The following is a 26,533-nucleotide window of genomic DNA, read 5'->3' as shown; positions in this document are numbered from 1 at the left end:
AGCGCACAGACGCGACGAGCGCGGGGCCGACCCCCGCCCCCTCGCCGCGCCTGCCGGACTCTTTCCAGCTTTGACGCCGGCAACGCATCAGTTGCCGCTGATGTATTCGTTCGTGAACACATCCTTGGCAGCCGGCGCATTTTTCAATCCCGCATACTTCGTCAGGACAGCGATCGCATTCTTCCAATCGTCGAGCGACATCCATCCGAGCGCCTTGCCCTTGGCGTTCGGCGTGCGTGTTACGAATGCCGAAAGCGCTGCGACGTTCGCCGCCTCGTCGTAGTAGTATTTCTTCACCTGCTTCGAGATGATGCCGTAAAGCTCTTTCGGATTCGCGAATGCATAGTCGAAGCCCCGCATCGTCGCCTGGACGAATTTCCGGGCCGCCGAACCGCTCTCGCTCAGGGTTTTCTTTTTAGCAACGATGCCCCACCCCAGCGACGGCACCTTGTGGTCCCGGTAGTTGATGAAGCGGACGGGCCCGGAGCCGGTATATCCGGACGGCCACCAATCGTTGGAGACCACGGCGTCGAACTTGCCCTCGAGAAAGCCGGGAATAACCGCCTGCGTCGGAAGGGTTACGATCTTGATCTTGCCGCAGTCGATATTGTTGACCTCGCATACGGCGCGGAGAAGCCCGATGCCTGCCGACCCGGGCGAATCCGCGTAGGACTTCCCGACAAGATCGTTCGGCGAGCGAATGTCGGAATCCTTCCGGACCGCGAATCCAAGGCCCGAATCCTGGATTGGCATCGCCACCATCATGAGGTCGGCACCCTTGCTGTTCGCTCGCAGCAGGGCATCCCCGGTTACGAAACCGAAGGTTTCCCTGCCGGCAGCGACGAGCTGTGCGGTGGAATCCGAGCCCTGGCCCTCCTTCAGGTCGACGTTCAAGCCCTGGGCGGCGTACCAGCCTTTCGCCTTTGCAACCCAAAATCCGGCCTGCTCGGGCCCGGCGTAGTAGTCGAGGCGGACCGAGACCTTATTCTCGGATTGCGCCGGTGCCGCGGTAAGCGTGCCGAGAACGGCCGCACCACCAATCGCGAAAGCAACGCCTGCTGCGGCTGTCAACATCGAGCGACGATGATAACAGACTGTCTTTGATCCAAGTTGCGTTCTCATCTGCGTTTCCTCCAGTTTGGCTTTTGCATTTTTCCGTTTCGTTTGTTTCATCTGTTTTGTCTCGTGTGCCTCCATGCGCGGCTCGCACCGAACTCCGCAGATCGACTGCGTTGTTTGCTGCCGCGCTCGGCCGAACACCTCCCTGAGCATCAACGCCGCGCCGATGGCTCAATGCGGGTGTCCTGTCCGTCACGCAATGCCGGGATCACCCGCTCGCCGATCAGCTCGATGGCCCGCATGTGCGCACCGTGCTCGAGGCCATCGATGCAAAATATGACTTCATCGGCGCCGAGCTCCTTCAGCCTCGTGCAGCGCTCAATGAAGAATTCCGGGTCTCCGACCGTAACGAAAGGTCCTCTCTCGTTCAGATACTCGACATCCTGCGTATGCTCTTCGATATCGCCGAGTTGCCCCATGTAGGCGTAATCGGGACTCGCCGATGCCAGCTTCTTGTAAAAGCCGAGAACCAGTTCGACGGTCTCGATAGCGACCCGGCGGGCGGTACCCATCGCCATTTCCATGGTCTCGGCGCAGTGCGCCCGATTTACGTAGACCCCGAGACTGTCGAACACATAGGCGCCGATCGGATCCGCATCTTTCAGCGATTCCTTGTATGCCGGAATGGCGTCCTCCACGAAGTCCCACCCCCGGACGAGGCTGCCTCCGCTCATGACGCCGAGCCCCTTCCGGCCCGCCACCCGGTGACCCTCCAGCCCGGTCGAGCAGTACACCATGGGCGGATGCGGATCCTGCACGGGCCGCGGAACGAGGCTGCGGGACGGGATGTTCCAGAACCTGCCCCGATGCTCGAACGGATCGCTGCTCAGGGCCTTCGCGATGATTTCGAGGGCCTCGTCGGATTGGGCCCGCGTTTCCTTCGGAGAGATCTCGAACCCCTCGATCACGTCCCGATTGTTCGACCGCACCGCGCCGAGTTCGGCGCGCCCGTCCGACAGGACATCCAGGGTGGCCAGCTGCTCGGCCACCCTGATCGGATGATTGAAACTCAGCACGACGATGCCGCCGGCGCGGAGCTTCATCCGGCTCGTTCGGGTCGCAACCGCCGAGAGGAAGACTTCCGGCGACGAGATTCCGTAGTGTCGGCTGAAGTGCGATTCCGACAGGAGATAAATGTCGAAGCCTACCTCCTCGGCGCGCACAGCTTCGGCGATCATTTCCTTGTATCGCTGATGATACCGTTGGGGAGTCGTCGGACTGCACTCGTGGAACAGGCCGAAACGCATGTCGAATCGCCTTGCTATTGCCCGGTGCGGCCGGGCCCGTCTCGCATCTGGTTGGGCGGAGCCTGGCTTCCGCCGGCGCGGCCTGCCCGATGTTCCAGCCACCGGCACATGCGTTGCACCTCGGCCTCCGCGGCCGGCAGGATGTGCGAAATATGGACGAATGCATGACTCAGACCTTCGACCACGGACAGGGTCGTCGGGACCCGCACCCTGGTCAGCGCGGCCGCCAGAGCGAGGGACTGGCCGACAAGAAGATCCTCATCCCCGCACGAAATGTATGTCGGCGGAAACCGCTCCAGGTGGGCGGCGCACACGGGACTGACGAGAGGATTGCGGTATTGGCTGAGATAATGGGGCCCGAGGTAGGCTGCGTTGAACATCCACTCGATCATGCCATCCCAGGTTTCCGGCTCTTCCTCGCTCAGGAGATAGAGGTCGTAAATCCCGTAGATCAAAAGCGCGCCAGCGAAATCGATCGGCATGCCGGCAAATTCGCCCTCGTCGAGGCTGGAGAGCAATTCGTCCTTGAACGCGACAACGGTCGCCGCGGCAAGGTTGGCTCCGGCCGAGCTGCCCGCGATCAGGACGTTGCCAGGATCGCCGTTATACGCGCCGATGGATTCGGCTATCCAGCGACAGGCGTAGATCGAATCCTCGAGCGCGCAGGGGAAGGGATGCTCTGGCGCCAGGCTGTAGTCGAGATTGACGACGACGTAGCCCGCCTCGGCCAGGCGCATGGCCGATTTCCGGAACTGTATGGCCGACCCCGCGGCCCATCCCCCGCCGTGCATATACAATAACGCCGGAAACGGCCCCGCACCCTTCGGAACGTAGATTTCCGCCGTCAACGGAATCCCGTCGCGCTCGCGGAGGACGACCCGCTCCTCGACCCGCGCCATCTTCGGGTATTCGGCCACGGGCCCCGCGTCGATCTTCATGGAGTCGCGGAATGCAACGACATCTTCGATAGACGCGAAACCCGGCGGCTCCACGGGCCTTCCGGCCGCCGCCGACATCCATTCCCGAACCCAGTCCGATCTGAACGAACCGGTTTGCGATCGAGGGGAAGAAGCCATTGCGAAAAAGCAGTTTTATGCAACGGAAACTGTCACACGACCGACAGTGGCTTGTAAAGGGTGCAGCTGCACGAAGAGCCTTCGCGAGACTGCCGTAACGCTTCAGGCAACAGGCGGGCAGCAGAATTCCGGAGGGCAGCCCGGGCATCGCGTTGAGCGGTTTCGGGCAATTGTGTACACTCGCCGCCGCGGCGGACGGCACCGTATCGCGGTCTCCACGAGGAAGAACATGAAGGTCTTTGGGTCGGCAAGCGTAAGGCCCGCGGTGCCGGGTGCCGGGCGAACGGAGGGTGTCGGTGTCCCGGTGGTGCTCGACAGCGTCTCGAAGCGTTACGAAACCCTGGGCGAGCCCGTGCAGGCGGTCGACGATGTCTCGCTGACGTGCAAGCCCGGCGAGTTCCTCGCCGTCCTCGGCCCGTCGGGCTGCGGCAAGAGCACGATCCTCCTGCTGGTCGCGGGACTGGTGCCGCTGACCAGCGGGACGATCTCCATCGGCGGGACCGTGGTCTCGAAGCCGTATACGAATCTCGGAATGGTCTTCCAAGAGGCGGTGCTCCTCGACTGGCGCAGGGTGATGAGCAACGTGCTGCTCCAGGTCGAGATGCGCGGCCTGAACAAGAAGGCGTACCGGTCCCGCGCCCAGCAGCTGATCGACCTCGTGGGTCTGACAGGCTTCGAGGACAGCTACCCGTTCGAGCTCTCGGGCGGGATGCGCCAGCGCGTCTCCATCTGCCGCGCCCTTCTGCACGATCCGCCGCTCCTGCTCATGGACGAGCCGTTCGGCGCGCTGGATGCGCTCACCCGCGACAAGCTGAACCTCGACCTGCAGCAAATCTGGCTGGCGTCCAGGAAAACGGTCTTTTTCGTCACGCACTCGATTGCCGAGGCGGTTTTCCTCGCCGATCGTGTCGTCGTCCTGTCTCCGCGTCCCTGCACGGTCGAGGAAATTCTCGACATCGACCTGCCCCGTCCGCGCGACCACTCTGTACGCGAGACTCCCGAGTTCGGCAGGTACGCGAGCGAAATCCGTCAAATCTTCGCTTCGCTCGGTATTCTCTGAGTCGCGGTCCGGCCTGCGCGTGGGGCAGCGGGCGGCCCTGGGCCGCCGGCGAGCGCTTTCATGGCGCCGCATACGCCGCATGCTCTGTTCTTTCAAACCGACACTCGACAGAGAGCCGTGGTCCGGAGACCGCCGGTCCGGAGCTCGCCCGCCGTCCGGAATTTCATGGCCTCTCCGGCGTATCGTTCGACACCCGGGTTTGACCCTTCGGAATCACATGAAATCAACGGGTTTGCCCGACGATCGGCGTCGAACCCCGCCGCCGAACCGCACCGGGGTAGAGCGCGGCGCGGATTTCCCGCTTGAGTATCTTGCCGTAGCCGCTCTTCGGCAGCGCATCGACGAAATGGATGTCGGCGGGAAGCTTGAACGCGGCGACGGACTCGGAGCACCAGCCGATCAGCGCGGCGGCATCGGCCTGCGCGCCGTCGCGGAGCACGACAGCCGCGGCGACCGCCTCGCCCCATTCCGCGTCCGGGACGCCGAAGACCGCCGCTTCGGCGACGTCGCGGTGGCGATGCAGCACTTCCTCGATTTCACGCGGATAGATGTTGGTCCCGCCCTTGATCACCATGTCCTTGATGCGGTCGGTGACGTACAGGTAGCCGTCCTCGTCCTTCCACCCGACGTCGCCGGTATGAAGCCAGCCGCCGCGCAGGGTCTCTTCGCTTGCCTCCGGCGCGTTCCAGTAGCGCTGCATGACGACATCGCCGCGAACGACGATCTCGCCCGGCGCTCCCGGCCCAACGGGTGTATCGTCCGGACCGAAGACATCGACCTCGGCGCCGTGACATTCGCGCCCGACGGACGTCAGGCGCCGCGATGACGTCTCGAGGGCCGCTCGATGCTCCGATTTCGACAGGAAGGTGCAGGCCAGCGGCGCCTCGCCCTGGGCGTAGACGTTGACGAAAATCGGCCCGAAACGGTCGAGCGCCCGGCGCAGCGGCTCCAGATGCAACGGCGCGCCGCCATATTGCACCGTCTTCAGGCTGGATATGTCGTGTCGGATCGGCCACGGGCCGTCGAGCAGCCGGTGGATCATCGTGGGCACCAGCGAGGCCTTGGTCACCCGATGGCGTTCGACCATCCGGTAGAAGTCTTCGGGCTCGAAGCGCGTGAATTCCGGAAAGACGTGGGCGCCGGCGCCGGCTGTCTGGTGAAAGACCAGAAGCCCGGCCGCATGGCTCATCGGCGTGACATGGGCCAGCCGTTCGTCGACGCCGCTGGGCCAGATATCGATGAGCTGGGCATCGACCATGGCGCCGAGCGAGCGATGGGTATGCACGGCGCCTTTCGGGCGCCCGGTGGTGCCGGATGTGTAGAAGATCCACGACACCGTATCCCGGCCGACCGGAACGTCGGGGACCGGCGCCGCGCCGGCCACCAGGTCCTCGTAATCCTCGATCCCCGGATCGACCGGACCGGCGCTCCCGACCACGATGAAATGGTCCAGCACCGGCATCCGGCTCCGCGCACCCAGAAGTCCCGCCGCCCGCGAGTCGCTGCACAGAACGGCCCGCGCGCCGCAGTCGGCCAGCATGTAGGCGTGCTCGGCCGGATGCAGACGGCTGTTGACCGGGACGATCGCGAGCCCCGCGCGCAGCGGCCCCAGGAGGCATTCGATCGACCGCGGTTCGATATCCATGACGATGCCGACCCGGTCGCCCTCGGCGAGGCCGAGCCGCCGCAATCCGCCGGCCAGCCGCCCGACCCGATCGTCCAGCCAGGCGTAGCTGCGCTCGCTGTCTCCATGCAGGATTGCCGGCGCATCGGGATGGCGGCGCGCCGCCCGCGTCAGGTGTCCGGCCAGGTTGAGGGGCATGCCGGCGACCGGGAACCGCCGGTTCAGCGGCCGTCGCGGCCGGGCCAGTCCGCCGCGCGCTTGCCGAGGAAAGCGGAGACGCCTTCCTTGGCGTCGGCGGCATGCGCGTTGCGCGCGGCAACCTCGCCGGCAAAGTCGTAGGCGGCGTCGATATCCAGTTCAAGCTGCCGGTAGAAACTGCGCTTGCCCAGCGCAATGGCGTAGGGCGATTTGGCGGCGATCTCATCCGCCAGTCCGTCCACGGCGGCATCGAGCCCGTCGGCCGGAACCACCTCGTTGACCAGGCCCATGCGAAAGGCGTCGTCCGCAGGGAAAAGCCGGCCGGTCAGCAGCATCTGCATGGCATGCTTGCGGCCGACGGCGCGGCTGAGCGCGACCGAGGGCGTCGAACACCATGTGCCGATATTGACGCCCGGCGTCCCGAAGCGCGCGTCTGCGGACGCGATCGCGAGGTCGCAGGTGGCTACGAGCTGGCAGCCGGCGGCGGTTGCGATCCCGTGAACCCTGGCGATGACGGGCTGCGGGATGCGGTTCATGGACAGCATCATGCGATTGCAGGCATCGGCCATGCGGCGGGCGAATTCTCCGCCCTCTTCGTTGCTGTCGAGAATCTCCTTCAGGTCGTGGCCGGTGCAGAAGAAGCGCCCGGCGCCTTCGAGAACGACCGCCCGGACCGATATATCGGTCTCCAGCCGCTGCCAGAGATCCTGCAGCGAACCGATCAGTTCGAGCGACAGCGCGTTGCCCGATTCGGGCCGATTGAGCGTCGCGTAAAGAATGGCGTCGCGCCGGCGCGTCTGCAGCACCGCGGATGTTCGGGTCGACGATTCCATGCCCGACCGCTCCTGTTGTCCGGACGATTGGCAAATTTACCGGCTGACCGAAGACAGCGGCAATCAGGGTAACACCGATCCGCCCCCGCCGACCACCGTCGCTGCCGGCAGGTGCGGCGGCCGGGATTTCGGGGCGCGGCTATTTCCCCTTGAACACGGGCGCCCGCTTCTCCGCAAAGGCATCGCCCCGGGAGCGGCAGCCGCGAGTCCTCGACCCGCATTCCCCGATGTCCGGCCAGGGAACTCGGCCGGGACAGCAACGCCACCCTCCGGTTCCCTTGTCTCCGTACTGCCGCCGGCTAGGATGCCGGAGGCATGCCGGGGAGGGGACCGGGGAAGGGACCGGGGAAGGGAAATGTCATCGCAGAACGACAGCACGCTCGTCTGGGACGGGCGGTCGCCGCGCGCCTTCGAGATCGCCGTCGCGGACGAGGTGCTCGACGACCTGCGCAACCGGCTGCGCGCCACCCGCTGGCCCGACCGGGCGCCCGGCGACCCCTGGCAGTTCGGCACCGACGTCGCCTATCTCGAAGCGCTGTGCGCCTACTGGGCCGGGGACTATGACTGGCGCGCCCAGGAAGCGGCGCTCAACGGCCTGCGCAACCGCAAGGTCACCATCGCGGGCCACGACCTGCACTATGCCCATGTGCCGGGCGAGGCGCCGGATGCGCCGCCGCTGCTGCTCGCCCACGGCTGGCCCGGGTCCTTCTACGAGTACCACCGGCTGATCCCGCGCCTGACCCGGCCGTCGGAGTTCGGCGGCCGCGCGGAAGATTCCTTCACCGTCGTGGCGCCGTCCCTGCCCGGCTACGGATTCTCCTTCACGCCGGGCCAGCGCCGCTTCGGCCTCAGGGACGCCACCGACATCCTCGCGGTGCTGATGACCGACGTGCTGGGCCATGACCGGTTCTTCGCCCACGGCCAGGATTTCGGCTCCTATGTTGCGGCCCATCTCGGCAACGCCCACACCGACAAGACGCGGGGCATCCACGTTACGCTGATGGCGCTGCCGCGGGTCCTGCCCGAACTGGCCGAGCCGACCGAAGACGAGGCGCGTTACCGGGCGCAGCTTGCGCACTGGCTGACCGAAGAGACCGGCTATGTCCAGATCATGGGGACCAAGCCGCAAACCCTCGCTTTCGGGCTTACCGATTCGCCCGCCGGCCTGGCGTCGTGGATCGTCGAGAAGTGGCGCTCGTGGAGCGATTGCAAGGGCGATGTCGATGCGCATTTCGGCCGCGACACGCTCCTGACCAACATCATGATCTACTGGATTACCGGCGCGATCGGCTCCTCGGCCTGGCCCTACTACCAACGGACCCGGGAGCCCTGGATCATTTCGGAAGACGAACCGGTGACGGTGCCCACCGCCTATGTCGAGCATCCCTTCGAGATCCTGACGCCGCCGCGCTCGCTCGCCGAGACCATGTACACCAATATCCAGCGCTGGACGGTCCGGGAAAGCGGCGGCCATTTCGCGGCGCTGGAGGATCCGGACTGGCTCGCCGCCGACATTTCGTCCTTCTTCGGCAGCCTGCGTTAGCGGACCCGTCCGCCGGCGGCGCCTGCAAGAAAGGCCTGCTCGCTTCGAGCCGCTATTGACCGATCTGAACCGGTCGATATCAGCAAATCGTGTCGTAGGCCGCTGTCTCGAACGCCATGTAGCCGGGGAAGGAAACCGGATCGCCAAAGGGCAGGACCTGCGTCGCCCAGAAGCCGCCGACGCCGTTCTCGCGGTCGAACCAGTAGAAGAGGTTGGCCAGCCCGTGCCAGCCGATGCCCCCCGCCGGGCGTCCTGTGGGCGCTTCCTCCCCGGCGACCATGAAGCTGTAGCCGAAGTCCTTCTTCATCCCGGGGAAGAACGGCGTGCCATGGGTCAGCGCAGGGATGACGGCCGGCAGGTCGAAGAGCGCCTGCGGCGGGTGCAATGCGCCTTGCACCGCGAACCGGACCGTTTCCGGCTTCAGGACCCGGCCATGGGGACCGGCGCCATCGTTCAGCCACATGCGGATGAACTTCATGTAGTCGGGAATCCGCGCATAGAGCCCGTGACCGGTCATTTCCACTTCAGGATCGTCAGGCAGCGCGAAATCGTCCATCGGCGACAATGAGCCGTCTTCTTCGCGCCGGTGGAAAATCGCGGTGCGCGCCTTCATGTCCGCGGTGCGGGTGAACGCCATGTCGTCCATCCCCAGCGGAGCAAACACGCGCTCCTGCAGCACCTCGCCAATCCGCTTGCCGCGGACCGCTTCGACAACCTGACACGCCCAGTCGATGTTCGTGCCGTATTCCCATCTGTCGCCGGGATCGAACAGCAGCGGCGTGGTCAACGAGGCGCGGGTGCAGGTCAGGATGCTGGGCTGACCATGCTCCTGGGCCAGGCGATAGTAGTTTTCGTTGAAGATGTCATAGCCGAGGCCGGCAGTGTGCAGCATCAGCATGCGCGTTGTGATATCGCGCCTGGGCGGGCGCAGTTGCGGGTTCCCGTCCGCGTCAAAGCCTTCGAGCACCTGCAACTCGCCGATCTCGGGCGCGTAGTCTTTCGCGGGCGCGTCGAAGTCCAGCAATCCTTCCTCGACACACTGCAGCACTGCGGTACCGCCCACGGCCTTGGACGTTGAGAGAATTGCGAACACCGTGTCTTCGGTCATCGGGTCGTCGCTGCCCCAGCGACGCACCCCGGCCGCGCCTTCATAGATATTCTCTGTCTCGTTCGTCACCATGGCGACAACGCCGGGCACCCGTTCTGCACCGGTTGTCACGCGCTCGAGCACCGCATCGCACGCTTGCGCCAATGTCGACATGATGGTCCCCCCTTTACACGGCGATAGGCAACGCCGGCACCGCAAGGCGTATTGCGTCAGCCCGCAATCGCTGCGCCAATCTCCCGGCTGCGGTATCGGACCACGAATACGGCCACCGGACAATGCGATGGCTTCAACCGGCCTTCATCCAGTGTTGACCGGCATGCAGGTTGAGCGCCGATCGGCACTCTGACTCATTGATTTTCCGTAACGGTCCCGGGTCAGGAAAGGGTGCCGATCGACGTTGGGCGGTCCGTGGCGAAAGCCCTTCCGGTCGCCCGCCGCGCCGGCCGGCACTCTTGCAGAGGGATGCAAAACCTCCCTTACGGACCCGCGCCGGCTTCCTCGGCTTCCATCGCGGCGAACAGCTTGCGGATGCCCATCACCGCCTTGTCCGCCTTGAGCGGGACTTCGGAATAGCCGTCGTCGTCGTAGGCGAACATCGCCTGCTGCTTCTCGAGCGCCCAGCGATCCTCCTCCACCACCGAAGGGAAGGTCTCCGAGAAGCGTTCGGCGACGGATCTCGACCCGCCTTCATGCCTGTAATAGCCCGGCGTGTTGACGATCCAGTGCCACTCGACATGCTCCCGGTCGATCGGCAGATGGGTGTGGTAGAGGACGTAGCCGCGGTCCGCCCCGGCGCCCAGCTTGCCCGGCGGCGCGACGCGGATTTCGACCCGGGTCAGGCCCGGGTTCATCATGTGGTGGGTGTGGTCGCGGTCGACGGTCTCCAGGCCGAACCAGTCGACCATCATCGGCGGCTGCGTGTAGTTCTCCGCGTGCCTGATCGACTTGATCGTGTGGTTGCCGTCGATGATCTTTTCCTCGAATTTGACCGGGAGCCGGCTGTTCGCCTCGTCGCCGATATTGCCGTCGTGCAACGGATAGAAATGCGTGATGTCGAGGAGATTTTCGATCACAAGGCGGTAGTTCGCCTTCACCCGCAGGGTGTCGGAGCTGACCGTATCCCATTCGTCGCTGACGATTTCCGGCGTCCGGGGCGGCTGGCAGTTGCCGATCTTCTCCGGGTTGCCCGGCCAGATCCAGACCAGCCCGTCCTGCTCGATCACGGAATAGGGGCGCAGCTTCGCCCGCGCCGGGATCGGCCCTTCCGGCTGGGAGGGTATTTTCACGCACGCCCCCTCGGTGTCGTAGCACAGGCCGTGATACGCGCATTCGAGCGTGCCGTTCTCCAGCAGCCTGCCGGCGGACAGCGGCATGCGCTTGTGCACGCAGCGGTCGTCGAAGGCGACGACCCTGCCGTCCGCAGCGCGCCACATGACGACCGGCTTGCCGCCGATCTTGCGCCCCTGCAGCTCGCCGGCCGGGAACTGCCCGGACAGCCCGGCCGCATACCAGGCGTTGAGTATCAGGCTGTTGGCAATCATCCCGGCCCCCCTGTCTCCGGCGCGAACCGACGAACGAACGGCGCACCCCCGCGATAGAAGCCCAATCGGCCGCGGCGGGCAACACCCGGCGCAACTCCCACGCCCGGCAATCGGAACGGGAACCGCGCCGCCGGATTTGATGTTGACGTAAACGTAAAATATACCCACGCTCTGCGCCGGACCGGAGTTGGCCGGTCTGCCGGAGCGCCGCGATGCTGGGTTCGCCGATTGCCGAGACAGCCCCGATCGGGAACGTCGTCGACTATCTCTTCGAGACGTCCGGCGCGCCCGGCCATGCCGGCCGGCCGGCCCTGCTGCTCGACGACGCGGACCGCACCGTCGTGACCTACGGCGCCTTGCAGGCCCGGGTCTGCCAGGCCGGCCACTATCTGCGGTCGCTCGGCATCGGCGAGGGCGACCGGGTGATGTTCAGCGTGATGGACGGGCTGGATTTCGAGGCCCTGTTCCTCGGCGGCATCAAGATCGGCGCGGTGACGATTCCGATCAACACCTGGCTGAAGCCGCAGGACTATGCCTATTACGTCAATGACAGCGGCTGCCGCGCCGTCGCGATCGACCATTCCCTGGTGCCGGTCTTCGAGAGCATCCGAGACGGGCTTGAGAGCGTCGAGCATATCGTGGTCTGTGGCGGGCGGGTCGAAGGCTACCCGTTTCTCGGCGACGAACTCGACCGGTTTCCCGAAACGCTCGAAACCCTGCCGCAGGATCCGGACGACACCGCCTTCTGGCTCTACAGTTCGGGATCGACCGGCGACCCCAAGGGCGTCGTCCACACCCACGCGCACATCTACTGGGCGACCGAGCTGTTCGGCATCGCGGCGCAGAAAGTCTCCGCCGACGACACCGTCTTCTGCCCGCCGAAAATGTTCTTCGCCTACGGGCTGGGCAACCAGGTCTACTTCCCGATCCGCGCCGGGGCGGCGAACGTCGTCGGCAGCGGCCCGATCCTGCCCGGCGCGTGCTGGGACCTGTGGCTGGAGCACCGGCCGACCATCGTGATGAGCGTGCCGACCCTCTACGCCGCCATGCTCCAGACCGCCGAGCAGGAGATCGGCCGTGACGCGGTGCGCGACGCCTGCGCCCGGATGCGCTTCTGCGTCAGCGGCGGCGAACTGCTGCCGCCCTCGCTGTTCGACCGGTGGAAGGATTTCACCGGCGTCGAGATCCTCGACGGCGTTGGCACGACCGAAATGACCCACATGTTCCTGCTCAACCGGCCCGGCGAAGCCGTGCCCTACAGTTGCGGCCGGCTGGTCGACGGCTTCGGGGCGGAAATCGTCGACGACGACGGCAATCCCGTGCCGGCCGGCGAGGTCGGCAACCTGCGCGCCTTCGGCCCGTCGGCGGCGCGCGAATACTGGAACAAGCCGGCGCGCACGGCGCAGGTGTTCGGGGACGGCGGCGTGCTGACCGGCGACAAGTTCCGGATCGATGCGGACGGCAACTTCTTCATCGTCGGCCGCTCCGACGACATGCTGCGGGTCGGCGGCATCTGGGTGTCGCCGACCGAGATCGAGGCGGCGATCGCCGAGCATGACGGCGTGCTCGAATCCGCCGTGATCGGAAAGCCGGACGAAGAGCAGCTCATCAAGCCCCATGCCTATGTCGTGCTGAAAGACGGCGTGACCCTGGAAGATGAGGCAGGCGGCATGGCCGACGCGCTGCGCGACCACGTCCGCGACCGGCTGGCCCACTACAAATGCCCGCGCTGGATCGACTTCGTCGACGAACTGCCGAAGACCACGACCGGCAAGATCCAGCGCTACAAGCTGCGCGCGGAGGCCTGATCCCGCCATGGCCCGGTTATGACGCGCACCCCGCTCGACGCCGCCGAAGTCAAGCAGATGGCGCTCGACCTGGGCGCCGACCTTGTCGGCATCGCCGCGGCCGACACGCTCAACGCGTTTCCGCCGGACCCGCGCTGGCCCCAGACGCCGGAGCGCATCACCCCCTACTGCCGCAGCGTCATCGTCATCGCGCTGGCCATTCCCGTCGCCGTATTCCGGACCAAGCTGTCGATCACCGTCCAGTATATGGACCAGGCGATCCTGCGCCGGCTCGACAAGGTCTGCCATCGCCTCGCCCGCAAGCTGGAGCAGCACGGCTGGCCGAGCTTCATCACCATGGGGCAGGAAACCGACCTCAGCATGAAGAACGGCAGCTACGGCCGGCTTTCGACCCGCCATCTCGGCGTCGAGGCCGGCATGGGCACGCTGGGGCTGGACGTCAACATCCTGACGCCGGAATACGGCCCGCGGGTCTATCTCACCGGCATCCTGACCGAGCTGGAGCTGGAGGCCGACACGCCGATGACCGAGCAGGTCTGCATCGGCGAATCCTGCTCGCGCTGCCTGCATTCCTGCCCGACCGACGCCGTGCTGCACTACGGCCTGGACAAGCGCGATTGCGCCCAGGCCGCCCAGGAGTTCGGCTACGGCGTCTCGACCGCCATTATGCGCGACTATTTCGAGGCCGATGCCGAGGGCCGCAAGCGGATGATCCGCGACCGCAACATCTTCGGCCTGTGGCAGGGCCTGCTGCGGGTCGCCGGCTCGTTCGGCGACTGCCCGCGCTGCATGGCGGTCTGCCCGGCCGGCAACGACTATCACGCCTTCCTCGCCGATCCGCAGAAGCGTATCCCGGAGAGGACCGAGGAAAAGGCCGAACGGGGCCGCGAATACCGCCGAATCCGGCGCGAAGGCGGCGATGCGCCGGGCCTCGACGACTGGAACATCCGCTGGGTCGGCCCGGAGGGCTACCGGGGCCTCGTCGCGCGCGAACTGCAGGCCTTCAAGAAGCGCGAGGCGGCCAAAATCGAGGCTGGCCGGGCCGCGTCTGAGGCGGGAGACCGGACGCCATGATCGAGGTCTACCGCGCGTCGCTCACCGCCGAACTGGTCAAGCAGAAGGCGCGGGAACTCGGCGCCGACATCGTCGGCATCGCCGACGGCGCGGCGATGAACGAGCACCCGCCGGACCCGGACGACCCGCGCCGGCCGAGCGACATCACCGACCATGACGCCGACCGGGTGATCGTGATCGGCCAGCGCGTCAGCCTCGGCGCGACCCGCATCCCGGCCTGGTCGGACCGGCACAAATACGTCAATGACGAGCTCACCATCGCCGGGCTGGAGGAGGTCGCGCTCGACCTGGTGCGCTGGCTGGAGCAGAGCGGCTACCCGGCGCTGATCGTGCCGCCGACCCATGTCGACCCGTGGCGCTACGACGGCGACCCGCGGCTGCACCAGAAGCTGCCCCTGTCGCTCGATCACGCCGCGGTCGAGGCCGGCCTCGGCACCCTTGGGCTCAACCTGCAGCTGCTGACGCCGGAATACGGCCCGCGGGTCATCCTGACCGCCGTGCTGAGCTCGGTCCCGGTCGAGCCCGACCGCCGGATGGAAACGCCACTGTGCCTCGGGCCGGAGTGCGGGCGCTGCCTCTCGGCCTGCCCGGGCGACGCGGTCGGCCACTGGAGCCGGGACTGGCCGGCCTGCAACGAGCATCGCCAGCCCCACGGCTTCCGGCAGGTCGCCGAGTTCCTCGACGAGGTGATCGACGAGACCGACCCCGAGATGCAGAAACGGATGCTGCGCAACGAGAAGAGCTTCTACATCTGGGCCAGCATCCTGCGCGGCGCCGGCGCGGTCACCGGCTGCCGGCGCTGCCAGGACGTCTGCCCGGTCGGGAACGACTACGAGGCGATGCTCAGGGACGCGCTGGACGACATCCCGGAAGACACGCCTTCGAAGCAGCTCCGGCTGGACGAACTGCGCAGCGCGGAGACGGCGGGCGACCGCGGCCCGGCCTGGCCCGCCCAGAAACGGTGGATCGGATCATGACAAGGACGGCGGACGAACGGGCCGGGGCGCCGGACGGGCCGCGCAGGGCCGGCAGGACCGGCGGGCGACGCGCCGAGATCCTCCAGCGGGCGACCGAGTGTTTCGACCGGCTCGGCTACGCCAACACGACGCTGGACGACATCGCGCGCGCGGTCGGCATCAAGCGCGAGGGCATCTACTACTATTTCAAGAACCGCGGGCAGATCCTGCTCGAAATCATCGAGCCGCAAAGCCGCCTGCTGGTCGATGGCGTCGCGGCGGTCGTCGGGGATGCGTCGCTCGGCCCGCGCGAGAAGTTCCGCGAAGCGATCCGCATCCATCTGCTCCATTTCGACCGCTACTGCCTGGAAATGACCGTGAGCCTGCGCGACGGCCGGTTCGAAGGCGAGCCGGAAGTGCGCCAGGCGATGGTCAGGCTGTGGAAGGAATACGAAGCGTCCTGGACCCGCATCATCGCCGAAGGCCAGGACCGGGGCGAATTCAGGACGATCGGCGAACCGAAGACGCTGGCTTTCGCTGTGCTCGGCACCTGCAACTGGCTGGCCCGCTGGTACGATCCGCGCAAGCCGGTGACGATAGACGCACTGATCGATTCCTACACCGAGCTGCTGTCGTCGGGCCTGTTCGAGTAGGAACCGGCCATGGCTTTCGCCGGCTTGACTTTATGTTTACGTAAACGTAAAAAATTCGGCATCTTCGGAGGACGCCCATGAACATGGACCGGCAGGGGCACGTTTTCCCGCCCTTTACCGTGCAGCCCGAGAAGGCGCTGGCGGAGAAGCTGCTGCGCGGCCAGGGGACGCCGGTCGATCTGGAGGCGGTGCCGCCGACCTACATGATCTTCCTGCGCGGCGAGACCCGCGGCACCAACCTGTTCGAGGCGCTCGGCATCGACCGCAGGCGCGCCCTGCACGGCGGCCAGCGCTACGAATGGTACGAACCGGTCGCCTGGGACGAGGAGTTGACGGTGACCGCCAAGGTCGAGACGATCACCGAGAAGCAGGGCCGCAGCGGCAGGATATGGTGCGCCGACGTCGCGCTGGACTATGCGCGCGCCGACGGCACGCGGGTGCTGCGCGAGATTACCCGGCTGATCGAGCGGGAGTAGTCCGATGGCATACAGCGAAGGCGACATCCTGTTCGACGCGACGGTTCCCGGCGCAAACCTGGACCGGCTCGCCGACTTTTCCGCCGGGACCGAGGACCCGAACCCGATCCACACCGACGAGGAATTCGCGAAAGCCGCCGGCTTTCCGACCGTGCTGCAGCAGGGCCCGATGACCACCGCCCATTTCGCCCGCCTGCTCGCGGAGCGGGTCGGGCAGGACCGGCTGCGCTGGCTCGACGTCACCTTCACCGCGCCGGTCTTTCCGGAAGAGGACCTGAAGATCGAGGCCGTGGTAACGGCGGTGGACGGCGAGGCCGTCACCTGTGCGCTCACCGCATCCAAGGGCGACGGCACGGTCACGGCGAAGGCCGAGGCCGGATTCGGGGCCTGACGTGGCGCGCGGCGGCCGGAACCGGCGAAAGCGGAGAACGCTCCCATGTCTGTAACCGAGTCCGTCACCTACGGAGAGGCCGGAATTCCCAACGTCACGCCGGAGACCTTCTGGGACCAGGACGAGGAATTCCGCGACCTGCAGCTCAACCTGATCAAGATCCATGTGGTCAGCGAGGATTACGGCGCCGATTGTTTCGAGCCCTCGATCCTGCGCGCGCCGACGCCGGAAGCGAAGATGCGCATGGCAAAGACCGTGGCGGAGGAATACGGCCACCATCTGCGGTTCCGGGCGCTGCTCGACGAGCTCGGCCTCGACTGGCGCGAATTCAGCGCAGACAAGGACCATCTGACCACCTTCGACACGCCGATCGACGACTGGGCCGACCAGGTCGTCTTCCTGGCGCTGGTCGACCGCGCCGCGGCGCACCAGTTCCGCCAGTTCGTGCGCTCGCCCTATGCGCCGTTCCGCAAGGCCTGCCAGGACACGCTGAACGAGGAATACGGCCATGTCGGCTTCGGCATGGACGGCGTGAAGGACATGCTGGAGACGCCGGAGGGCCGCGCCGCGGTCGAGGCCGCGGTGCCGAAGTGGCTCAGGGTCGGCCTCGCCTCCTTCGGCAGCGACCGGTCGCGGACCAACGAGCGCTACCGCTACTGGGGCTTCAAGACCGAGACCAACGCCGCCATGCGCGCGGCCTACTACCGCCAGACCCGCGCCTTCGTTGCCCGCGACTGGGGCATCGAACTGGCCGAAGATCCGGCGGTCTACATGGCCGCAGCCAGCGAACCGTCCCGGCCGGCGCCCGCCGCGGCGGGCTGAGCGATTTGACCGCCTTCACCGTCGCGCTGCAGGACGGCACGGCGGTTTCCTGCGCCGCCGGCCAGAGCGTGCTGGAAGCCTGCCTCGCGGCCGGACTGCCCATGCCCTACAACTGCCGCTCCGGCGAGTGCGCCGAGTGCCGGGCGGTGCTGCTGAGCGGCGGCGTCGAGGAGAGCCCCGGCGCCGACCCGGCGGTCTTCACCGAGGCCGACCGGCGCAAGGGCCGCATCCTGACCTGCCTGTGCGCGCCGACCTCCGACATCGCGCTGGAAATCGTACTGCGCGACGGCGCGAGCGCGCCGCGGATCGAGCATGTGGAAGCGACGGTCGGCCGGGTCGAACGGGTCTCGGCCAGCGTCGTCCAGGTCGCGCTCGACTGCCCGCGCGAGATCGCCTACCGGGCCGGCCAGTATTTTGAATGGATCGTCCCCGGCATCGCGCCCAACCGCTATTTCTCGGCGGCGAACCCGCCGGGCGGAACGGAACTGGTGTTCGACGTCCGGCTCTATCCGGGCGGCGCAATCGGGGACCATGTGCGGTCCGCGCTGTCGCCGGGCGATCCGCTGGAGATCGCCGGGCCCTACGGCCATTTCGGCTTCACGGCGAACGATCACCGGCCGGCGATCTGCGTCGCCGGCGGCACCGGCCTCGCGCCGATCAAGGCGATGATTGCGGATGCGCTCGCCCGCAACACCGGCCGCCGCATCCGCCTGCTCTACGGCGCGCGCCGGCAAGAGGACCTCTACGATATCGCGCTGCTCGACGGCTGGGCGGCCCGGTCGGCGGATTTCGGCTACGCCGTCGCCCTGTCGGACGAGCCGCAAGGCAGCGCGTGGGACGGACCGCGCGGCACGGTCACCGAATTGCTGGCGGACACGGTGTTCGACGGTTTCGGCGCCGAGGCCTTCCTGTGCGGACCGCCGCCGATGATCGACGCCGCCGTGCCGATCCTGGAGGCAATCGGCGTCGACCCCGACGACATCCACGCCGACCGCTTCAGCCCGGCGAAGATTTGACAGGGGGCCGGGCGCCGGTTTGCTCGCAGATCCGGAGACGCCGCTAACGCCTGCCGGCATTTTCAATTCATTCATTGTGCCGCCCCGGACTTGATCCGGGGCCCAGGGCCGACCCGAAAGGCCTTTGCGTGTGGCCCCTGGACCCCGGATCTCCGCTGCGCTCCGTCCGGGGTGGCAAGTGGGATGTCGGGCGTTGGGCGTGTACGGGTCGACGCGGAGGACAATTTCGGGGAGCACCCACCGCCGACGGTCGCCGCGGCGTGCCCGATCGATCCAATTCGATGTCCGCCCGGAAATTTGTACCCTTATTGTTCATTTCCTGTAAGCTGCGTCGGTCTCCCACCCGTGGCCGGGGGCCGCCCATGGACCTGCGTACGTCCGACCCTGTCGCTGCCGCCCCGGCGGATTCCGCCGAAGCCGGCGGCCGGGCACTGCGCATGGCGCGCGGGGTCTGCCGGTTCCTCGCCGCCCGGGGCTACAGCACGCTCACCGAGTTTCCCGTCGGCAAGGGAAGGCGCGTCGACGTGATCGGCCTGAACCGGGAGCAGCGCTTCGTCATCGTCGAGATCAAGACCACACCGGCCGATTTCCGCGGCGATGCGAAATGGCCGGATTATCTGCCCTGGTGCGACGCCTACTATTTCGCCGTACCGGACGGTTTCCCGGCCGACGTCCTGCCGGCCGACCAAGGCCTGCTGGTCGCCGACGCCTTCGACGCCGCCGCGATCCGCGAGGCGCCGGAGCGGACGATGAACGCGACCCGCCGGCGCACCCAGATCCTCAAATTCGCGCTCGCCGCCGGGCAGCGGCTGCAACAGGCCCTCGATCCTGCACCGGCCGAGCGCTGGAACGGACGCTCCTGACCTACCCGCTCTTGCCCTGCTCGCTCCGGGCCCGGCCGCGCAGCGGCAGGAAGCGCGGCACGGCGGCGCTGTAGCGGGCATAGTCCGCGCCGTAGATCTGCAGCAGCTTGCGCTCCTCGAAATGCGTGCCGATGACGAGATAGAGCGTGCCCCACGCCGCCGTCATCAGCGCCGCCTCGTCGAAGGCGCGGCCCCAGAACACCATCATCATCGCGCTGTAGAGCGGATGGCGGACATAGCGGTGGATGCCGTGGGTGACCAGCGGCTCGAGCCGCGCCTGCGGGACGTCGGGCGGCGGCTCCGGCAACTCGCGCGCTGCGCCCATCGGCCCGGCGCCGCGTCCGCGACCTCGCCGGTGGACGATGACCCTCGCCTGGGTCAGCCCGCCGAAGCGGCCGAGATCGTACTGCACCAGGGCGACGAACAGCAGCACCCAGCCGGCGACCTGGACCGCCACCATCGGCGCGTGCAGCCAGAGCGGCACGTCGAACGCGACCTTGCCGGGAAAGCCGCGCCATTCGAAAAACAGGATTGCGCCCAGATGGACGGCCGCGATCAGGTTGTAGGCGATCCGGGCGAACTTGCCGAACGCGGCGTCGAACGACCGGTTGGCCTTCTGCCGCGCCAGCAGGCTGTGCAGGACGCCGAAGCTGAGCCAGGCGAGCGCATAGAGGAGATGGTCGGCGACGGTCATGGCGGGTCAGGATACGCCACGCACTGTGCCGGAGTCATGGGATGTCGTGGCCGGAGTTGTACCGGACACCGGTCCGGGCGGAGGGACCGCAGGGGAGGGTTTCGAAACATCCTCTGCGCCCCAACCGCCACCACCATCTCCGCCGGTCTCCCGTCCACCTTCGTCCCCGACTCGTCATTTCGACCGGAGCCGCGCGAAGCGTGGCGGAGCGGAGAAATCTTTCTGACGCTGCGCTTTGGCCCCGCTCCGTCCCGGAAAGATATCTCCGCTTCACGGCCCTCCGGGCCGTTCCGGTCGATATGACGGGAAGGGACGGTTGCGTCCGGAAACGATTGTCAGCTCTTCAGCCCTTCCCAGAGAGTCTTCACACGGTCGAAGAAATCGGTCGATTTCGGGCTGTTGCTGTCGCCGCCGGCTTCGCGGAACTGGTCGAGGATTTCGCGCTGCTTCGGGCTGAGATTGCGCGGCGTCTCGACCTCGATCTCGATATACATGTCGCCGCGCGCCCGGGAGCGGAGCTGGGACATGCCCTTGCCGCGCAGCCGGAACTGGTCGCCGCTCTGGGCGCCCTCGGGAATCGTGACCCGGGCGCGCATGCCCTCGACCGTGGGGACCTCCAGCGCGCCGCCGAGCGCTGCCGTCGTCATGGGCAGCGGCACCTGGCAGTAGATGTTGGCGCCGTCGCGGTGGAACACGTCGTGCGGCGCCACCGAGACGAAAATGTAGAGATCGCCCGGCGGGGCGCCGCGCATGCCGGGTTCGCCCTCGCCGGCAAGGCGGATCCTTGTGCCGTCGTCGACACCGGCCGGAATGTTGACCGAGAGGGTCTTTTCGCGCCGCACACGGCCGGCGCCGTTGCAGGTGCGGCAGGGCTTGTCGATGACCTCGCCTTCGCCCTGGCACCGGGCGCAGGTGCGCTCGACCGTGAAGAAGCCCTGACTGGCGCGCACCCTGCCGCGACCGCCGCACTGGCCGCAGGTCACCCGGGCGGCGCCGCCCTCCGAGCCGCTGCCGCCGCACGATGCGCACTGGTCGGCGCTGGGCACCCGGATCGTCGTCTGCCTGCCGGTAAAGGCGTCTTCCAGGCTCACTTCCATGTTGTAGCGCAGGTCTTGGCCGCGGGTCGGCTGGCGCCGGCGGCCGCCCTGGTTCATGCCGGAAATGTCGCCGAAGATGTCCTCGAAGATATCGCCGAAACTGCCGCCGCCGAAGTTGAACTCGAACCCGCCGGGGCCGAAACCGCCACCGGGGCCAGGTCCGCCGGCCTGCTCGAACGCAGCATGACCGAAGCGGTCGTAGGCCGCGCGCTTCTCGCCGTCCTTCAGGACTTCGTAGGCCTCGTTGACCTGCTTGAAGTTGCGCTCCGCCTCGCCGTCGCCCGGATTGCGGTCGGGGTGGTACTGCATCGCCTTCCGGCGGAAGGCGGACTTGATCTGCGCCTCGTCGGCGTCGCGGCCGACGCCGAGCACGTCATAAAAATCCCGCTGCGCCATCGCCGATCCCGCCTGTCAGGCCGAAATCGCCATCGGCCGACGCCGGCCGTCAGGACGCTTTCTTCTGCTCGTCGTCGTCGACTTCCTCGAAGTCGGCATCGACGACGCCCTCTTCGGCTTCGGTTCCGGCCGGGGCGTCGGTCGCTTCGGCGCCGCCGGCCGCGTCGCCGGCCGCACCGGCGGCGGCTTCGGCCTCGGCCTGCTGGGCGGCATACATGGCCTCGCCCAGCTTCATCGACGCCTGCATGAGCGCCTGGGTCTTTTCCTGGATCGCGCCGAGATCGTCCTCGTCCTTGACCGCCTTCAGATCCTCGATCGCCTTCTCGATCGCCTCCTTCTCGGCGGCCTCGATCTTGTCGCCATGCTCGGCGAGCGACTTGCCGGTCTGGTGGATCATGGCGTCGGCGGCGTTGCGGGCGTCGGCGAGTTCGCGGCGCTTGCGGTCCTCCTCGGCGTTGGCCTCGGCCTCCTCGACCATGCGCTCGATCTCGTCGTCGCTCAGGCCGCCGGAGGCCTGGATGCGGATCTGCTGCTCCTTGCCGGTCGCCTTGTCGGTCGCCGTGACGCTGACGATGCCGTTGGCGTCGATATCGAAGGCGACCTCGATCTGGGGCACGCCGCGCGGCGCCGGCGGAATGCCGACCAGGTCGAACTGGCCGAGCAGCTTGTTGTCCGCCGACATTTCGCGCTCGCCCTGGCCGACCCGGATGGTGACCGCACCCTGGTTGTCCTCGGCGGTCGAGAAGACCTGGCTCTTCTTCGTCGGGATCGTCGTGTTGCGGTCGATCAGCCGGGTGAACACGCCGCCCAGGGTTTCGATGCCGAGCGAGAGCGGCGTCACGTCGAGCAGCAGGACGTCCTTCACGTCCTTGTTCAGCACGCCGCCCTGGATCGCCGCGCCGAGCGCCACGACCTCGTCCGGATTGACGCCCTTGTGCGGCTCGCGGCCGAAGATCTGCTGGACCGTCTCCTGCACCCTGGGCATCCGGGTCATGCCGCCGACCAGGATCACCTCGTCGATTTCGCTGGCCTTGAGGCCGGCATCCTTGAGCGCCGATTTGCACGGCCCGACCGTGCGCTGGATCAGCTCCTCGACCAGGGTTTCCAGCTTGGCGCGGGTCAGCTTGACGTTGAGATGCTTCGGCCCGCTCGCGTCGGCGGTGATGAAGGGCAGGTTGATGTCCGTCTGGGTCGCGCTCGACAGCTCGATCTTGGCCTTCTCCGCAGCCTCCTTGAGGCGCTGGAGCGCCAGCCGGTCCTCGCGCAGGTCGATGCCCTGGTCCTTTTTGAACTCGGCGGCCAGATAGTCGATGATCTTGGCGTCGAAATCCTCGCCGCCCAGGAAGGTGTCGCCGTTGGTCGATTTCACCTGGAACAGGCCGTCGCCGATCTCGAGAATGGAGACGTCGAAGGTGCCGCCACCCAGGTCGTAGACCGCGATGGTGCCGCTTTCCTTCTTCTCGAGGCCATAGGCCAGGGCCGCCGCCGTCGGCTCGTTGATGATGCGCCGGACATCGAGGCCGGCGATCCGGCCGGCGTCCTTGGTCGCCTGGCGCTGGGAATCGTCGAAATAGGCCGGCACCGTGATGACCGCCTCGTCGACCGGCTCGCCGAGATAGGCCTCGGCGGTTTCCTTCATCTTCTGCAGGATGAAGGCGCTGATCTGGCTCGGGCTGAACTTCTCGTCGCGCGCGCCGACCCAGGCGTCGCCGCCGTCGGACTTGACGATCTTGTAGGGGACGAGATCGATATCCTTCCTGGTCATCGGATCGTCGAAGCGCCGGCCGATCAGCCGCTTGACCGCGAAGATCGTGCTTTCCGGGTTGGTCACCGCCTGGCGCTTGGCCGACTGGCCGACCAGCCGTTCGCCGTCCTCTGCAAACGCCACCATCGACGGCGTCGTCCGGCCGCCTTCCGAATTCTCGACCACCTTGGCGTTCCCGCCGTCCATCACGGCGATGCAGGAATTGGTGGTGCCGAGATCGATACCGATAATCTTGGCCATGGTCGTCTCCCCTTACGGCAGCAGGCCCGCGCCGGCCCTCTCAGGCGCCGGCGCGAACCCCCGCTGCGACCGATTCCGGGCCGGCTGCGCCGCCCGCCGGGGCGGGCGCATCCGGCCGCAAATGACTGGATTGCGGGGCCTTCCCCGCTTCGTTCCTGCATATAGGGAGCGGCCGGGTGCGCCGCAAGACGCCGCAAAAGCGGACAAAACCGCCCGGACAAGAATCCGTCCGGGTCGCCGCCCATACGCCGCTTCGCCACGGGTTCCGGGCCTGGGCAAAAATATATGAATGTATGGTTGATCGATTAATAAATTTTCCGATACTTTTGATGACCCTTCCGATATTTTGCGCCTTGTTTGCGATACGGTTTCTGGCTTGGGCACTATCCTGGAAATCCATGAGTATCCGTTCCGGACGTTCACCGAAGCGCATCTCTTGAGAAGGCCGCACCCCGTTCCAGTGCGAGAATGGGGTTCCCGTCGCCCCGGCGGTGCGCCCGCCTTCCGTCGCAATACGAAACGCCTTTCCTGCGGTCGCGGCCGGTGCAATCCGTGAATCCAGACGAAAAGCCCGCGATTACGGAACGGACCCCCGAGGCCGTGCTCGATTTCTGGCTCGGTCCCTTGCGGACGGCGGCGGATACGTCCCGCAAGAACTGGCAGGAGGGGATGCTGCGGTGGCGGATGGGTCCGCTCGTCAGAAGCGCCGAAAACTCGCACAACCGTCGCGTACAGCGAGACTGGTGCGAACAGATGCACCGGGAAGGGCCGGACCGCTTTTTTCTCGATCCGGCCTGGGATACGCCGCAGGGTTTTCTCGCCAAGCTGATCGTCCTCGACCAGTTTCCGCGAAACGTTTATCGCGGCACGGCGCTCGCCTACGCAAACGACGCAGTGACCGCCGCCATGACGTTGCAGGCCTGCGAGGACGAGAGGGAATTCGAGCACTACAACGTCATTGAGCGCTTCTGGATCTACGTCCCGCTATCCCATGCGGAGGACCTGAAGCTCCAGGACCTCGCCATCGACAAGTTTAGCCGCTGGAGCACCGACCTTGTGGCCGAAGCGCCGCCCGAACGGCGCAGGATCAACCAGTTCGTCAGCTGGTCGTTCGTCAGGGCGGTGATCGAGCACTCCGAGACACTGCTCCTGTTCGACCGCTTCCCCCATCGGAATGCCGCCATGCTGCGGCCCCACCGCGGCGGCGAACCGCGTTATCTCAAAGACGCGATGCGCCCGCTCTGGACCTTCACCCAGCCACCGGATCCGGACTATATCGCGCTGCTCGGCGCCCTGCGCAGAATAGGGGGCTGCAGAACGGGGAGCGGGGTCGACGAGAACCGGATCACCCGCGAGACGCTGGCCGGTATGCTTCGCGCCGCAGGGCTGTCCCCGGAAGATCCGGATTCGCCGATGGGCGTGTTCGCCCTCGCCGGCGACGACGCAGTACCCTACCCGTTTCTGTACCGGCACCTTCGCCTCACGGAGCATGCCCGGACTCTCGGCATTCTGCGGCAAGCGCCGCCGGTGGCCGACCTGTTGGCAGCGGTCAAGAGAATCCTGCTCAGGAACGGCGGGGCGCTGAGCGCGGAAGAACTGGTCTGGCCGCCCAAGAGCGCGAAACACTCCGTGGAGCCCGTCATCGACGTTGCATCGCTGATCGCGCTCGTCGACGGCGGGCCGGTCGGGGCGAGGGCGAGCGAAACTCGGGACGGAAGCGGACCGCGCAGCGGCCTGGACGGCCGCGAACCGCCGGCGGGCCGCCATCAGGAATCGGCCCGAAGCCTCGGCCTGTCTGTCGCCAACGACCTTGCCGAACTGGAAAGGGTTGCCGCAGCCGTCAACGAATTCGCCTATCGGCACCGCTTCCCGGAAGCCGACCGGTTTCAGGTCCAGCTCTGCATCGAAGAGGTCCTCATGTATCTCGTCGAGCACGGCTATGACGACGACGCGGCGCATCGGATCGAAATCGATCTCGAATTGAATGTCGAGGGCCGTCGGCTCGAAATCCGGATCGTCGATGACGGCCGCCAACTGGATCTGCGGTCGCATACCTTTCAACCGAGCGCCGATACGATCGAGGAGGAGTCGGTTGTCGACGGTCTCGGACTGAATCTGGTTCGAACCTATGTCGACGACATAGTCCACCGGCGCGTCGACGGCCGGAACCACTTGAGTCTGAGCAAGAATATCGGAATCTGAGCGCCGCTCGCCGGAGCGACCGAAGCGCCGGCCGGGAGCACGACCGGTTGCGGATCGTCCGCGGCCGGCAGGAGCGGGGAGATACTAGTTCATGGTTAGCCCGGATGTCATCGTCATCGGCGCCGGCCAGGCCGGACTCTCGACCAGCTACTATCTCACCGGCCACGGCATCGGCCACGAGGTGCTGGAGCGGGAAGTACCGGGGCACAGCTGGTCGCACCGCCGGTGGGACAGCTTTACCCTGGTCACGCCGAACTGGACCGTCCGCCTGCCGGGCGCCGAATACCGGGGCGACGACCCGGACGGCTTCATGGGCCGGGACGAATTCGCGGCCTATCTCACGGGGTGGGCGGAGCAATTCGGCTGCCCGGTCCGGACGGGCGTTACGGCGACCGCGCTCGGCAACGGCAGGGACGACCGGTTGCGCGTCGAGACGACCGACGGCCCGCTGGAAGCGCCGGCGGTCGTCGTGGCGACGGGCACGATGCAGGCGCCGCGCCGGCCGGAACTTGCCGCAACGCTGTCGTCACGTGTCCGCCAACTGGATGCGGAAACCTACCGCAATCCCGGAGAGCTGGCGCCCGGAGCCGTCCTGGTTGTCGGCTCCGGCCAGACGGGCGGGCAGATTGCCGACGAACTGCGCCTCTCGGGCCGAAAGGTGCTGCTCAGCACCGGCGGGGGGGGGGGGGGGGGGGGCCCCCCCCCCGGGGGGGGGGGGGGGGGGGGGGGGG

At 66.9% G+C, this 26,533-nt stretch carries 23 protein-coding genes; 13 read left to right on the top strand and 10 right to left on the bottom strand.

Going from position 1 to position 26,533, the window contains the following annotated elements; genetic code table 11:
• Nucleotides 1-87: 87 nt before the first annotated feature.
• From OXM58_01175 to OXM58_01165, 3 genes are all read right to left on the bottom strand, one after another.
• Nucleotides 88-1,197 carry an ABC transporter substrate-binding protein gene (locus OXM58_01175; GenBank protein ID MDE0146958.1) on the bottom strand — a complete coding sequence of 370 codons (1,110 nt, stop codon included), beginning with the start codon at nt 1,195-1,197 and terminating at the stop codon, nt 88-90.
• Between the two features lie 74 nt (nt 1,198-1,271).
• Nucleotides 1,272-2,366 (bottom strand): LLM class flavin-dependent oxidoreductase, encoded by a 1,095-nt coding sequence (locus tag OXM58_01170; protein ID MDE0146957.1) that lies wholly within the window; start codon nt 2,364-2,366, stop codon nt 1,272-1,274.
• Nucleotides 2,367-2,380: 14 nt separating this feature from the next.
• Complete coding sequence (locus OXM58_01165; protein MDE0146956.1) at nt 2,381-3,358, bottom strand: alpha/beta hydrolase fold domain-containing protein; 978 nt, start codon at nt 3,356-3,358, stop codon at nt 2,381-2,383.
• A 388-nt stretch (nt 3,359-3,746) separates the two neighbouring features.
• Here OXM58_01165 and OXM58_01160 point away from each other — a divergent pair, with 388 nt between their 5' ends.
• The gene (locus OXM58_01160; GenBank protein ID MDE0146955.1) at nt 3,747-4,502 is read left to right on the top strand and encodes an ABC transporter ATP-binding protein; all 756 of its coding nucleotides are present in this window, start codon (nt 3,747-3,749) and stop codon (nt 4,500-4,502) included.
• 223 nt (nt 4,503-4,725) lie between these two features.
• Here OXM58_01160 and OXM58_01155 read toward each other — a convergent pair whose 3' ends face one another.
• Both OXM58_01155 and OXM58_01150 read right to left on the bottom strand, forming a co-directional pair.
• Complete coding sequence (locus OXM58_01155) at nt 4,726-6,324, bottom strand: AMP-binding protein (GenBank protein ID MDE0146954.1); 1,599 nt, start codon at nt 6,322-6,324, stop codon at nt 4,726-4,728.
• Nucleotides 6,325-6,347: 23 nt separating this feature from the next.
• On the bottom strand, nt 6,348-7,157 hold the full coding sequence (locus OXM58_01150; GenBank protein MDE0146953.1) for an enoyl-CoA hydratase: 810 nt from the start codon (nt 7,155-7,157) through the stop codon (nt 6,348-6,350).
• 355 nt (nt 7,158-7,512) lie between these two features.
• Between OXM58_01150 and OXM58_01145 the strand changes: the two genes are divergently transcribed.
• On the top strand, nt 7,513-8,700 hold the full coding sequence (locus OXM58_01145) for an epoxide hydrolase (GenBank protein MDE0146952.1): 1,188 nt from the start codon (nt 7,513-7,515) through the stop codon (nt 8,698-8,700).
• A gap of 79 nt (nt 8,701-8,779) precedes the next feature.
• On the opposite strand, the gene OXM58_01140 is transcribed toward OXM58_01145, so the two are convergent.
• Nucleotides 8,780-9,961, bottom strand: a complete 1,182-nt coding sequence (locus OXM58_01140; protein ID MDE0146951.1) for a serine hydrolase — start codon at nt 9,959-9,961, stop codon at nt 8,780-8,782.
• Between the two features lie 323 nt (nt 9,962-10,284).
• Nucleotides 10,285-11,349 carry an aromatic ring-hydroxylating dioxygenase subunit alpha gene (locus OXM58_01135; protein MDE0146950.1) on the bottom strand — a complete coding sequence of 355 codons (1,065 nt, stop codon included), beginning with the start codon at nt 11,347-11,349 and terminating at the stop codon, nt 10,285-10,287.
• 212 nt (nt 11,350-11,561) lie between these two features.
• Between OXM58_01135 and OXM58_01130 the strand changes: the two genes are divergently transcribed.
• From OXM58_01130 to OXM58_01090, 9 genes are all read left to right on the top strand, one after another.
• Nucleotides 11,562-13,157, top strand: a complete 1,596-nt coding sequence (locus tag OXM58_01130) for a benzoate-CoA ligase family protein (GenBank protein ID MDE0146949.1) — start codon at nt 11,562-11,564, stop codon at nt 13,155-13,157.
• Nucleotides 13,158-13,175: 18 nt separating this feature from the next.
• Entirely contained in the window at nt 13,176-14,231 is a 1,056-nt protein-coding gene (locus OXM58_01125; GenBank protein ID MDE0146948.1) for a hypothetical protein, read from the top strand.
• On the top strand, nt 14,228-15,208 hold the full coding sequence (locus OXM58_01120) for a hypothetical protein (GenBank protein MDE0146947.1): 981 nt from the start codon (nt 14,228-14,230) through the stop codon (nt 15,206-15,208). The genes OXM58_01125 and OXM58_01120 overlap by 4 nt, the downstream gene beginning before the upstream one ends.
• Entirely contained in the window at nt 15,205-15,840 is a 636-nt protein-coding gene (locus OXM58_01115; GenBank protein MDE0146946.1) for a TetR/AcrR family transcriptional regulator, read from the top strand. Before OXM58_01120 ends, OXM58_01115 begins: the two co-directional genes overlap by 4 nt.
• A gap of 77 nt (nt 15,841-15,917) precedes the next feature.
• Complete coding sequence (locus tag OXM58_01110; GenBank protein ID MDE0146945.1) at nt 15,918-16,316, top strand: MaoC family dehydratase N-terminal domain-containing protein; 399 nt, start codon at nt 15,918-15,920, stop codon at nt 16,314-16,316.
• Between the two features lie 4 nt (nt 16,317-16,320).
• Entirely contained in the window at nt 16,321-16,707 is a 387-nt protein-coding gene (locus OXM58_01105; protein ID MDE0146944.1) for a MaoC family dehydratase, read from the top strand.
• 45 nt (nt 16,708-16,752) lie between these two features.
• Nucleotides 16,753-17,529 (top strand): phenylacetate-CoA oxygenase subunit PaaI, encoded by a 777-nt coding sequence (locus tag OXM58_01100; GenBank protein ID MDE0146943.1) that lies wholly within the window; start codon nt 16,753-16,755, stop codon nt 17,527-17,529.
• A gap of 5 nt (nt 17,530-17,534) precedes the next feature.
• Complete coding sequence (locus tag OXM58_01095) at nt 17,535-18,545, top strand: 2Fe-2S iron-sulfur cluster-binding protein (GenBank protein MDE0146942.1); 1,011 nt, start codon at nt 17,535-17,537, stop codon at nt 18,543-18,545.
• 362 nt (nt 18,546-18,907) lie between these two features.
• The gene (locus OXM58_01090; GenBank protein MDE0146941.1) at nt 18,908-19,408 is read left to right on the top strand and encodes an MmcB family DNA repair protein; all 501 of its coding nucleotides are present in this window, start codon (nt 18,908-18,910) and stop codon (nt 19,406-19,408) included.
• Nucleotide 19,409: 1 nt separating this feature from the next.
• Here OXM58_01090 and OXM58_01085 read toward each other — a convergent pair whose 3' ends face one another.
• The 3 genes from OXM58_01085 to dnaK form a co-directional block, all read right to left on the bottom strand.
• Nucleotides 19,410-20,102 (bottom strand): isoprenylcysteine carboxylmethyltransferase family protein, encoded by a 693-nt coding sequence (locus OXM58_01085; GenBank protein MDE0146940.1) that lies wholly within the window; start codon nt 20,100-20,102, stop codon nt 19,410-19,412.
• A 335-nt stretch (nt 20,103-20,437) separates the two neighbouring features.
• Nucleotides 20,438-21,595, bottom strand: coding sequence for a molecular chaperone DnaJ (gene dnaJ, locus OXM58_01080; GenBank protein MDE0146939.1), 1,158 nt, complete (start codon nt 21,593-21,595; stop codon nt 20,438-20,440).
• A 49-nt stretch (nt 21,596-21,644) separates the two neighbouring features.
• The gene (gene dnaK, locus OXM58_01075; GenBank protein ID MDE0146938.1) at nt 21,645-23,600 is read right to left on the bottom strand and encodes a molecular chaperone DnaK; all 1,956 of its coding nucleotides are present in this window, start codon (nt 23,598-23,600) and stop codon (nt 21,645-21,647) included.
• A gap of 552 nt (nt 23,601-24,152) precedes the next feature.
• Between dnaK and OXM58_01070 the strand changes: the two genes are divergently transcribed.
• Nucleotides 24,153-25,802, top strand: coding sequence for a DUF924 family protein (locus tag OXM58_01070; GenBank protein ID MDE0146937.1), 1,650 nt, complete (start codon nt 24,153-24,155; stop codon nt 25,800-25,802).
• A 91-nt stretch (nt 25,803-25,893) separates the two neighbouring features.
• The coding region (locus OXM58_01065) for an NAD(P)-binding domain-containing protein (protein ID MDE0146936.1) at nt 25,894-26,533 on the top strand (640 nt) is incomplete at its 3' end.

The organism is Rhodospirillaceae bacterium, from assembly GCA_028819475.1.
In the GTDB taxonomy this organism is placed as follows: domain Bacteria; phylum Pseudomonadota; class Alphaproteobacteria; order Bin65; family Bin65; genus Bin65.
Note: the sequence above shows the minus strand (reverse complement) of the source record. Positions and strands in the feature narration are given on the sequence as shown.